Here is a 12,047-nt window from a genome sequence, read left to right on the forward strand (position 1 = left end):
CTGCATAGGCATTGTTTCCTCCAGCTATCCACATGGATTCCATTTACGGCCGTCAGCATGTATGAATTCATCTGCATCACTGGGGCCGCATGTACCCAATTCGTAAAATGCAAGAGGAGGGGCATATTCGCCTTCCCATCCCCGTAAAACAGGGTCTGTTATTTTCCATGCCAGCTCAATCTCGTCGCTTCGTGTAAATAGCGAAGCATCCCCCTGCAAGGCATCCAAAATAAGCCTTTCATACGCATCCGGCAGTATATTCTCCCCAAAGTCCTGCTCATACAGGAAGTCCATGCTAACGGTGCGGGTTTTCATACCTGCCCCCGGCACCTTTGTCTCAAAGCCGAGGCACATCCCTTCATCAGGCTGAAGACGCAAGACCAGTCTGTTGGGGGGTAATTGAGCATCAGCAGGCAATGGAAACATCAGATGCGGGACATGCCTGAATTGAATCGAGATTTCAGTCACCTTGCTGTTTAAGGCCTTGCCGGAGCGAAGATAAAAGGGTACATTCCGCCAGCGCCAGTTGTCAGTAAAGAGTTTTAGAACAGCAAAAGTTGCTGTCTCGGTACCCTTGGCAACACCCTTCTCATCGCGGTATGTCCGGTATTGCGCCCGGACTGTGTATTTGGCAACCTCTTCCGGTCTTATGGGGCGCACAGCCTTAAGAACCTTTACCTTCTCATCGCGAAGTGAGGTGGCATTAAATTCTGCAGGAGGCTCCATTGCAGTGAGGGTAAACAACTGCAGCAGGTGGTTCTGAAATACATCCCGCAGGACACCTGCGGTATCATAATACCCTGCCCTGCTGCCCAGTCCCACCTCCTCTGACACCGTAATCTGGACATGATCAATATAATTACGATTCCAAAGCGGTTCAAATATGGCATTGCCGAAACGAAAGACCAGGAGATTCTGCACAGTCTCCTTGCCAAGATAATGGTCTATGCGGTAAATCTGACTTTCGTTGAACACCTGATGGATACAATCATTTAAGGCCTCTGCAGAAAAAAGATCCCTCCCAAATGGCTTTTCAATAATAATGCGGCGCCATTGCTCTTTTGACTGATGTGACAGCCCAGCTTCTCCCAGTCTGTTTACAATAACTGGATAGAGTACCGGGGGGGTAGAAAGATAAAAGAGGTAATTATCCCCGACGCCATGTTTCTTATTTAAATCATGTAAAAGCCTCTTTAAGGATTGGTAATCTTCGGGATTGTCATATTCTGCCCTGTGATAAATAATCTTTTTCCCAAATGAATTCCAGTTGCCGTTTAGATCTTTGCTCATATGGGAGTATGTGCTTATGCCCTCCCTTACCTTCCTGCGGAATCCTTCGTTAGTCATGTCGCTGCGTGCCACGCCAACAATAACAAACTGTTCCGGTAACAGGCCATCGCAGTACAACCTGAACAGGGAAGGCATCAATTTTCTCTCAGTCAGATCGCCTGAGGCCCCAAAGATTACAATTGCAGCAGGGCTTGAAATCTTCCTTATATTATCCTTACCTGATACCGGACTGTCCTGAGATATAATATCCTTTTTGGCCATCTCTTATTTTGCCTTCCAATCCACATGAAAAATACCCGGTTTATCAACCCGCTCAAAAGTATGGGCGCCAAAATAATCACGCTGGGCCTGTATAATATTTGCCGGCAGATTCTCTGAACGATATGCATCAAAATAAGCGAGGGAAGCACTCAAAGCCGCTACGGGAATACCTGATTCAATGGCGGTCTTCACAGCAAAACGCCAGGAGGCTTGCCTGTCTTGCACCGCTTGCTTAAATTCTCCGTCCAATAACAAATTCGGCAAATCCGGTTTCCTGCGGTACGCACGCATTATGTCATCAAGCAGCTTAGCCCGGATTATGCAGCCCGACCGCCAAATCCTGGCTATCTCTCCCAGATCCAGATTAAATCTATATTCATCTGAAGCCCTCCTCAAAAGGCACATGCCCTGGGCATATGAACATACTTTTGATGCATAGAGGGCATCCCTGACCGCATTTATGATCTTTCCCCGCTCATCACCATACTTATTTGGGGGACCGGAAAGGATCATAGAGGCCATCCTGCGATCTTCCTTCATGGAAGAAATAATACGCGCATCCACAGCCGATGTAATTGTAGGAATTGCAATACCTATATCAAGTGCATTCTGGGTCGTCCACTTACCGGTGCCTTTCTGGCCAGCCTTATCCAGTATCATCTCCACGAGGGGACGTTTTGTATCGTCATCCATTTTGGTAAAGATATCTGCAGTAATTTCTATAAGGAATGATGAGAGCTCCCCTCTGTTCCATTCAGCAAATATCTCGCTAAACTCTTCCGCAGAAGGGTTTATTGTTGATTTGAGTATGTCATAACATTCCGCAATAAGCTGCATATCCCCGTATTCAATGCCATTGTGTACCATTTTAACGTAATGACCTGCTCCGCCCGTACCCATATAAGACACACATGGCGCCCCGTCAGCGGCCCTTGCAGCAATCGCTGTCATTAATGGCTCAATCAGGGCATAAGCCTCCTTTGTGCCTCCCGGCATCAGGCTCGGCCCAAAGCGGGCGCCTTCCTCTCCGCCGGAAACACCCATGCCGATATAGCAGAGGCCGGTTGGCTCCAATTCCCTAGTCCTTCGTTCCGTATCAGTAAAGTGTGAATTGCCGCCATCAATAATTATGTCCCCGGCCTCCAGCAATGGTTTTAATTCAGCGATAACATAATCAACCGCACTGCCTGCCTTCACCATTATCTGAACGATGCGCGGACGTTCAAGGCTTTCCACAAATTCCTTCAGGGAGTACGCAGCCGTAATCTCTTTAGCCCTAGCCTCGCCCGACATAAATTCATCAGTCTTTTCAGCGGTACGGTTGTATACCGAAACCGTGAAGCCATGGTCGGCAATATTCAGAACCAGATTTTGCCCCATTACTGCAAGCCCAATCAGGCCAAATCTATTTTTCTTCATGATATCCTCTCCACTTCCAGTTCCGTATTTCCGGCATATCCTGGCCATGTCTTCTGATGTATTCACTGTGCTCTATGAGTCTGTCGCGAACAAATTGTTTGATGTATGCTGCAATGTGAGCAAACCTTGGGATCCTGTCAATCACATCGCCGGCGAGATGAAAGCGGTCAAGGTCATTCAGAACAACCATGTCAAATGGAGTCGTTGTTGTCCCCTCCTCCTTGTAGCCCCGGACATGGAGGTTTTTGTGGTTTGTCCGGCGATATGTAAGCCGGTGTATCAGCCATGGGTAGCCGTGATATGCAAATATGATTGGCGTGTCAGTTGTAAACAGTGTGTCAAAGTCTTTGTTAGACAGGCCGTGGGGATGTTCTTCCTTAGGCTGCAGGGTCATGAGATCAACCACATTAATTACCCTTATCCTGATGTCAGGGACAAGCTGGCGCAGAATCTCAACAGCGGCAAGGGTCTCAAGGGTCGGAACATCTCCTGCACAGGCCATAACTACATCAGGCGCACACCCCCTGTCATTGCTTGCCCAATCCCAGATTCCTATACCGGCGCTGCAATGCTTGATTGCAGAATCCATGTCAAGCCATTGTGGCAGGGGGTGCTTGCCTGCAACAATGACATTTATAAGATTATGACTCCGCATGCAGCGGTCTGTTACACTCAGCAGTGAGTTGGCATCCGGCGGAAAGTAGACACGCACGATATCTGCCTTCTTATTGAGTACAACATCAATAAAACCCGGGTCCTGATGTGAAAAGCCGTTGTGGTCCTGCTGCCATACATGTGACGTCAGGAGATAGTTGAGGGACGCAACAGGCCTTCTCCAGGGTATCTCCTTTGACACCTTGAGCCACTTGGCATGCTGGTTGAACATGGAATCCACTATATGGATGAATGCCTCATAGCATGAAAACAGTCCATGACGCCCTGTAAGGAGATAGCCCTCAAGCCATCCCTGACACGTATGCTCACTCAGGATCTCCATGACGCGGCCATCAGGCGACAGGTGATCGTCCTCAGGCAGTGTATCCGCCATCCATGTCCTGTCAGTCACATCAAACAGGGAACCAAGACGGTTGGATGCGGTCTCGTCCGGCCCCATCACGCGGAAATTTTTCATTTCCATATTGAGCCTCATTACATCCCTTATAAAGGCCCCCATTACACGTGTCGCCTCTCCTGTAACCTGGCCCGGCTGGGGTACATTTATCGCATACTGACGAAAATCAGGCATCTTAAGGTCTCTTAAGAACACCCCTCCGTTTGCATGAGGGTTAGCGCCCATGCGCAAATTGCCGTCCGGAGCCATTTCAACTATCTCGTGCCGCAGTTTCCCGTTTACATCGAAGAGCTCTTCAGGCCTGTAACTCTTCATCCATTCTTCAAGCAACCTGAGATGGTCCGGCTTCACCGACATTTCAGAAAGGGGCACCTGATGGGAGCGCCAGAAGTCCTCTGTTTTAAGGCCGTCAACCTCCTTCGGGCCTGTCCAGCCCTTTGGAGTCCGCAGTATTATCATTGGCCAGTGCGGCCGTTTGACAGCCTTATTGGAACGCGCCTCATGCTGAATAGCCCTTATCTCAGCAATTACAACATCCATTGTCGCGGCCATAACCTGGTGAATAACTGAAGGGTCAGAACCTTCAACAAAATATGGCTTGTATCCATAACCTGCAAAGAGGCTTTCCAGCTCCTCCCTGCTTATGCGTGAAAGGATTGACGGATTTGCAATCTTGTATCCGTTCAGATGAAGAATAGGGAGTACAGCGCCATCGCGGGCAGGATTAAGGAATTTGTTTGAATGCCAGGATGTTGCAAGGGGGCCTGTCTCAGCCTCACCGTCACCAACTACACACGCAACGACCAGGTCAGGATTATCGAATGCCGCGCCAAAGGCATGAGATACGGCATATCCAAGCTCTCCCCCTTCATGAATGGAGCCGGGTGTCTCAGGCGCACAATGGCTCGGGATGCCTCCCGGGAATGAAAACTGCCTGAACAGCTTTTTCATACCCTCCTCATCCTGTGAAATATCCGGATAAACTTCACTGTAAGAACCTTCCAGGTATGTGTTTGCTACCAGGCCAGGACCACCGTGGCCCGGACCTGTAACATAAATTACGTTCAATCCGCAATTTTTTATGATACGGTTCAAATGTGCATAAATGAAGTTGAGCCCGGGTGTAGTCCCCCAGTGGCCGAGGAGACGGGGCTTTATATGCTCAAGCCTGAGAGGCTCCTTGAGAAGCGGGTTATCCAACAGATAGATCTGACCTACTGAAAGATAGTTCGCCGCACGCCAGTAGGCGTTGATACGGCGTAATTCCTCAGGACTAAGGGGACCGGACATCATCTCAGCATTAGCCTCATGTTTCTGAGTCTGTCTCCTGACCTGATTCTTTGTAGCATTCATTTTATATCCTCCTGTATTAATTTAATTGCCTCGCGAGCAAGCACTCCGGCCTCATCAACAGGAACAACCCGTACGTCTGCCTTACTCGTCGCATCGCTTATCCGCCCCTCGCATCCGATCGTGTTCGTATTCGAAGTATCATTAAGCGAGATACCGCACCACTCCATTCCTTCAAGGATACCCTTCCGAACCTGTGGTACATTCTCGCCGACACCACCGCCAAAGATAATGCCGTCCACGCCACCAAGAACAGCCATGTATGCTCCAATATACTTTCGCGCACGGTAACAGAAGAGATCCACTGCGAGATGTGCATCCGGGCTTTCTGAATCAATTAATTGCCGGATGTCATTGCTGATACCTGAGACACCCAGCAGTCCGGACCCTTTTTCCAAAAGATTATCTGTTGCATCAGGTGTCAATCCTTCCATCCGCTGCAGAAATGTCACAAGGCCCGGGTCAATATCACCGCAGCGCGTAGCCATCATAAGCCCTTCTGATGGCGTAAACCCCATGGAAGTATCCCTTGCCACCCCTCTGTCTGTTGCTGTCACAGAGCAACCGGCGCCAAGCTGGAGTGAGATTAGGCGGCCGCCGTCAGCAATGTCAGGACGGAGTTGACGCCACCTCTGCCACATCGCCTGATGGGCAAGGCCATGAAAACCATAACGCCGGATATGATACCGCCTGCCAAGTTCACAGGGAATGGCATAAGAAGAGGCAACTGCCGGCAGGTCTTCGTAAAATGCGGTATCAAACACACCAACCTGAGGCACTTCTGATCCAACGACATCCATTGATGCATGAATCCAGACCACTGCATGCCTGTTGTGGAGCGGAGCCAATGTCTCCAGACGCTTTATCTCAGCCACAGATTTGTCATCAAGAATCCGGCTGCCGACAAGTGTTGAGCCTCCATGCACAACGCGGTGAGACACAATATCAACTTTATTGATATCATGAGCATGAAGAAAATCCTTCAAAAGCACCTTAGGGTCCCCATCGCTATGGTTGTGTCGCACAGACCCAATAGCTTTACAGGGATCAAGACCAAAACATTGTTTAAGTGAAAGGCGCACAGAAGAACTGCCTGTATTGACTGTCAGTACAATCATAAGGACTCCATGAGGTAATTTCGTCCAGGATGAAATTTAATTCAAAGATGGGCTTATACCAGGATTATACCTTATCGAAATATGATATTAAAGCCTTGAGCCCTCACCAGGCCAGATACCCGAGATGCTCCAGCAATATTTTTGTGCCTATGGCTGCGAGGATGACCCCGCCGGCTATCTCTATCTTCTTCTCAAAGAGATGACCGAACCTGCCGCCAATGACAACCCCTATGCAGGATAGGATAAATGTCACAAGACCAATAACGATAACAGGGGTAACAATGGAGATATTAAGAAAGGCAAAACCAAGGCCGACGGCAAGGGCATCAATGCTTGTTGCAATTGAGAGAATAAAGAGGAGATATATGCTCAAGACCTCTGTCTCCCTTTCCGCATCCTCTATCTTACCTGCCTCATAGATCATCTTGACACCTATTGCACAGAGAAGCACAAACGCAATCCAGTGATCAATGCCTGCTATCAAATCCCTGAGGCCAAGTCCGGTAAACCATCCAATCACCGGCATAAAAGCCTGAAATGCGCCGAAGAAGAGTGCAATCGTAAAAGTCCTCCTCACATGGAGCGTTTTCATCGCAATCCCGTTTGCAATGGATACGGCAAAGGCATCCATTGCAAGGCCAAGAGCAATAAACAGTATAGTCAGGAAACTCATGTAATTTTATAAATTATACTAAATGGGCCAATTGTCAAATCTCTCTTTACAATTTTATCCCAAATGTATATATTCTGCCTCATGGTACATATACTTATTGATGGATACAACCTCATGGCCAAGATGGATGGGTTGACAGGTAACTTTGAGGTCAGGAGAGAGAGTTTTCTCAGTACACTGAGCCAATACAGGACGCAGAAATTTCATGAGGTCATAGTTGTATTTGATGGCGAGAAGGGGGGATGGGCTGAGGAAAGTCATGAGAGGACGATGGGTATAATCATCATTTATTCGAGGCTTGGGGAAAAGGCTGATGACGTTATTAAAAGGATGGTAAAGGAAGATGACCTGAATTATACAGTCATAACCTCTGACAAAGAGATAGCATCTTTCTCTGAAACGCACGGGCATACGGCCATACCCTCAGAGGATTTTATACCAAAGCTGCGAGGCAGAGGCAGTGCGTCTCCAGGGGAATGGAAGGATGAGGATAATGAAGATTACCGCCCTGTTACAGTAAAGAAAAAGGGCAACCCCCGAAAGCTTTCAAAGACTGCAAGAAGGCGCAAACAGAAGCTGGACAGATTATAGAAAGGAGCTAAGATATGAAGTCATATTTCATCTTAATATTAATGCTGATCGCTTTCACCGCGGGATGTGCAAGCACCACAGTAGAGAGGGTCAAACCAGAGGAGGCTATTGATTTGAGCGGCAGGTGGAATGACACAGATTCCCGCCTGGTTGCAGAGGCGATGATGAAAGATTTACTGTCAAGACCCTGGCTTGATATCTATGTCGAAAAGAATAAGAGACAACCTGCTGTCATCGTTGGCACAGTAGTCAACAGGAGCCATGAACATATAAATGTTCAGACATTTACAAAGGACATTGAAAAAGAACTGACGAACTCCGGCCTGGTGCAGTTTGTAGCCTCCAGTGGTGAAAGAGAGGAGATCAGGGAGGAGCGGGCCGAACAGATGATACACGCTACGGAAGAAACTGCCAAAGGGGTCGGCAAAGAGACAGGGGCTGATTATATGCTGAAGGGGGTCTTAAATACCATTCAGGATGAAGAAAAAGGTACAAGGGTCATTTATTATCAGATTAACCTTGAGATGATAGATATTGAGAGCAATGTTAAGGTTTGGCTGGGAGACAAGAAGATAAAAAAGGTTGTTGAGAAACGGCGCTTCGGTTTCTAACCTGAATACGGCGGGGATCTGAATGAAGAGAGGTTTTTTACTATTGTTGCTGCTCCTTTCTTCCTGCGCCCCTGCTATTCATCATTATACCCTTATAAACAACTATCTCTATCAGGGCCAGTATACAGAGGCAGACCGTATCCTTGAAAAATCAAAGGACGATTATGGCATCAGAAATAGGGTGCTCTACTACCTCGACCGCTCGATGATCTTACACCTTGCAGGCAGATTCGCTGAGAGCAATGCCTATCTGGACAGGGCAGAGTCACGGATTGAAGAGTTATACACCAGGAGTGTGACTGCTGAGGCCGGCGCTATGCTTACCAATGACAATATACTCCCTTATGAGGGGGAGGACTTTGAAAAAGTGATGGTCAATGTTATTGGGGCGCTTAACTATGTTTACCTGAATCAATGGGATGATGCCCTTGTAGAGGCGCGGAAGATTGATCACAAACTTAATACCTTCAGCGATAAATATGAAAAGAAGAATGTATACAAGGAGGACGCCTTCGCCCGTTATCTTACAGGCCTGCTATACGAGGTGAAGGGTGATTACAATGATGCCTTTATTGCCTACAGAAAGGCATTTGAAACATATAAGGTTTACGAACAGGACTATGGGACACAGGTCCCGCCCGTGTTACCAGCAGACCTCCTGCGTTTGAGCGGATTATTAAATCTTGAAGAAGAACACGGCTTTTATCAGGATATGTTTTCTGATGCCTCCTGGGTTGCTCAGGATCAGAGGACGTGGGAAGGTGAGATAATATTTTTCAGCCTCGATGGATATGCACCGGTTAAAACGGATTACTTTATAGACGCGCCAGTCCCTGACAGTAAGGGAGGAATTTACCAACTGCGCATTGCCCTGCCAAAGTTTGTGATACAGCCGGATGATATTGAACATGCAGGGATAACTTTGTTTGATTCCGGCGGGATGGCAGCCTCACAGGAGATGTTCCTTGCAGAGGACATTGCAGCAATTGCCGTTAAAGACCTTGATGACAGGATAGGCCGTATTACTGCAAAGGCTGTTTCGAGGGCTGCAGCAAAGTACATCGCATCGCTTGAAATCAGTAAGGCGGTTAAACAGGACACGGTTGCAGACGTTCTCATAAAATTAGGGACGAATATTTATGCGATTGCCAGTGAACAGGCAGACAAGCGCAGCTGGCAGACCCTGCCGGCTCAGATAAGGATGGCCAGACTTGCTGTACCGCCAGGTACATATACGCTTTTGGCAGAGTACTACGGTGCTGATAACAGGTTATTGATGAGAAAGTCATATCAGGTCATTGTAAAGTCCGGTGAGAAGGTTTTTTTAAGAAACCGGTACATTAGCAGACCCAATTAATAAGTGCCTGTATCTCTTTACAAAACCGGCAAATTGGTTTAACATAAAAACGTACCTGATTTTATTGAGGCGCATAATTGTCTATACTTCTGATCCTTCTTGTCCTTCCGCTGTTTCTCCTTTGGCCGGATGATGCATTTGCATGGGGACCGGCCACACATCTCCAGCTTGGCTGGCAGATAATAAATAATCCTGCCATGCTTGCTGCCCCGGTAAAACCACTCCTTGAGGCATTCCCATATGACTATCTTTATGGTTGTATCAGCGCTGACATTGTGGTGGGTAAGAGATTTACCAGAGAATTAAAACACTGCCACAACTGGCACGTGGGGTTCAATGTCCTGAGCATGGCAGAAAGCCACTCACAAAGGGCATTTGCATACGGATATCTCAGTCATCTCGCTGCAGATACCATAGCCCACAACTATTATGTCCCTGAAAAGATGGTATCTGCCTACTCTACGAGATTCCTGCGGCATATCTACTGGGAAATGCGTTTTGACGCCTTATCGGACAAGATAGTCTGGGACCTGCCCCAGAAGATCATGAAAGATGTACATGCTGACAATGACCCTCTGCTGGATAGCGTCCTTGAGAATACCCTGCTTTCATTCAGCACGAACAAGACCATTTTTAACAATGTTATGATGATACACAGGATAGAACAGTGGCATAAAATGATTGGCAGGCTTTCATCATACTCCAGATGGGTATTACATAAAGAAGATGCAGAAATATATTATCAGAAGTCGTTGAACGCCATCCTGGACATGCTGCAGAGAGAAGAGTCGGCGGCGTGTATCAAAGAAGACCCTACCGGCAGGAAGAATCTTGCCCTGGCCAAGCACCTGCGAAAGAACTTAAAATTCATGAAAAGAAACGGTATGGGTTCCACCATTGTAACACCGGTATTTCCCTTCATGGAGGTTACAGATCTATCAACGGAGATTCGGAAAAACAGGTCTTAGCATTTCACTCCTGACCTTCGGGGCAATGCAATTGCCTGATGTTCCGGAGGAGCAGGCGGTCGCTACAGTCCACCGGGCAAATGAACTCGGTATTAATCACTTTGAGACTGCACGGGGTTATGCCAACAGTGAAGAGATACTCGGGAGGGCGCTTAAGGGCTTTGACAGGTCTCAATATTTCCTCACAACCAAGATTACGCCAAAACACTACCAGAACTACAGGGCATATATAGAAGAATCATTGATGCGACTGCAGGTGGACTATCTCGACAACTTCGACATTCACGGCATAAATAATGACGAGCAGATTAACCTTACGCTTATGAAGGGAGGTGTGCTTGAAACCGTGAGAAAGGCTATGTCAGAAGGCCTGATAAGGCATATTGGATTTTCATCGCATGGGCCTGTCGAAGTGATACTGAAAACAATGGGAACTGGTGAGTTCGAATCAGTAAACCTGCACTACTACTACTTCAATCAGAGGAATCTTGCTGCAATTAAACTCGCTTGCGAGATGGACATGGGTGTGCTTATTATTTCACCTACGGACAAGGGGGGACAACTTCATAAGGCCCCCGAACTATTAAAGAGACTTTCCACCCCCTATCATCCGATAACCATTAATGACCGTTTTTGTCTATCACATCCTGAAGTAACGACAGTTACTGTCGGCGCAGCGCATCCTGATGAATTTAACCCCCACTTAAAGGCAGTGGAAATTGAAGGTGTGTTAAGACCAGAGGAACAGGAGATTATTAAACGACTCGATGCACAGTACGACAAACTTGGAAGCACATTATGCACCTTTTGTCATAAATGCCTCCCCTGCCCCGAACAGATCAACATTCCTGAGGTGTTAAGACTCAGGAACATTGCAATTGCCTTTGATATGACAGAGTTCGGCAAATACCGCTACAGGATGTTCGAAAATGCAGACCACTGGTTCTGGGGGAAAAAGGCAACTTGTTGCACGAGGTGCAACGACTGCCTTCCGCGATGCCCTGAAAGACTCAACATACCGGATTTACTAATAGAAGCCCACAAAATATTTTCATCCGGTGAAGGAAAAAGGAAGTGGAAAGACTAATTGTTTCCAGCGGTTATAACGCTATATTTTAAATCCTGTCAGGCAGCCCTTCTGCGGCCAGGGACGATATTGTAAATTCCCAGCTTCGTCATCTTGTATTTAAGAGTACTTAGAGGTATACCCAACTCATTAGCCGTTTTCTTACGGCTCCAGTTCAGGGACTGCATCGTATTAATAATGAAATCCCTTTCAAACGCCTCCAGTGCTTCTGCCAGCTTGCTTTTTTCCGTTAACATCATGAACCACCTTC

Annotated in this window: 11 protein-coding genes; 5 read left to right on the forward strand and 6 right to left on the reverse strand. The window is 47.4% G+C overall.

Features of this window, described 5'->3' with window-relative positions:
- Positions 1-24 precede the first annotated feature (24 nt).
- From zwf to IT393_03865, 5 genes are all read right to left on the reverse strand, one after another.
- Positions 25-1,551, reverse strand: a complete 1,527-nt coding sequence (gene zwf / locus IT393_03845; protein ID MCC7201784.1) for a glucose-6-phosphate dehydrogenase — start codon at positions 1,549-1,551, stop codon at positions 25-27.
- 3 nt (positions 1,552-1,554) lie between these two features.
- Positions 1,555-2,970 (reverse strand): NADP-dependent phosphogluconate dehydrogenase, encoded by a 1,416-nt coding sequence (gndA, locus tag IT393_03850; protein ID MCC7201785.1) that lies wholly within the window; start codon positions 2,968-2,970, stop codon positions 1,555-1,557.
- Positions 2,957-5,335, reverse strand: coding sequence for a phosphoketolase family protein (locus tag IT393_03855; GenBank protein MCC7201786.1), 2,379 nt, complete (start codon positions 5,333-5,335; stop codon positions 2,957-2,959). Before IT393_03855 ends, gndA begins: the two co-directional genes overlap by 14 nt.
- Positions 5,336-5,391: 56 nt before the next feature.
- Positions 5,392-6,510, reverse strand: a complete 1,119-nt coding sequence (locus IT393_03860; protein ID MCC7201787.1) for an acetate/propionate family kinase — start codon at positions 6,508-6,510, stop codon at positions 5,392-5,394.
- A gap of 103 nt (positions 6,511-6,613) precedes the next feature.
- Entirely contained in the window at positions 6,614-7,183 is a 570-nt protein-coding gene (locus tag IT393_03865) for a manganese efflux pump (GenBank protein ID MCC7201788.1), read from the reverse strand.
- Positions 7,184-7,264: 81 nt separating this feature from the next.
- On the opposite strand from IT393_03865, the gene IT393_03870 reads away from it, so the two are divergent.
- From IT393_03870 to IT393_03890, 5 genes are all read left to right on the forward strand, one after another.
- On the forward strand, positions 7,265-7,774 hold the full coding sequence (locus IT393_03870) for an NYN domain-containing protein (protein MCC7201789.1): 510 nt from the start codon (positions 7,265-7,267) through the stop codon (positions 7,772-7,774).
- A gap of 41 nt (positions 7,775-7,815) precedes the next feature.
- Positions 7,816-8,385 carry a penicillin-binding protein activator LpoB gene (locus IT393_03875; GenBank protein MCC7201790.1) on the forward strand — a complete coding sequence of 190 codons (570 nt, stop codon included), beginning with the start codon at positions 7,816-7,818 and terminating at the stop codon, positions 8,383-8,385.
- Positions 8,386-8,407: 22 nt separating this feature from the next.
- A complete protein-coding gene (locus IT393_03880) occupies positions 8,408-9,742 on the forward strand; it encodes a hypothetical protein (GenBank protein MCC7201791.1) in 1,335 nt (444 codons plus the stop codon).
- 77 nt (positions 9,743-9,819) lie between these two features.
- Positions 9,820-10,710, forward strand: coding sequence for a zinc dependent phospholipase C family protein (locus IT393_03885; protein MCC7201792.1), 891 nt, complete (start codon positions 9,820-9,822; stop codon positions 10,708-10,710).
- Positions 10,676-11,797 carry an aldo/keto reductase gene (locus IT393_03890; protein ID MCC7201793.1) on the forward strand — a complete coding sequence of 374 codons (1,122 nt, stop codon included), beginning with the start codon at positions 10,676-10,678 and terminating at the stop codon, positions 11,795-11,797. The genes IT393_03885 and IT393_03890 overlap by 35 nt, the downstream gene beginning before the upstream one ends.
- 38 nt (positions 11,798-11,835) lie before the next feature.
- On the opposite strand, the gene IT393_03895 is transcribed toward IT393_03890, so the two are convergent.
- Entirely contained in the window at positions 11,836-12,036 is a 201-nt protein-coding gene (locus IT393_03895) for a hypothetical protein (protein ID MCC7201794.1), read from the reverse strand.
- Positions 12,037-12,047 lie beyond the last annotated feature (11 nt).

This window comes from Nitrospirota bacterium (genome assembly GCA_020851375.1).
Classification (GTDB): Bacteria; Nitrospirota; 9FT-COMBO-42-15; order HDB-SIOI813; family HDB-SIOI813; genus RBG-16-43-11.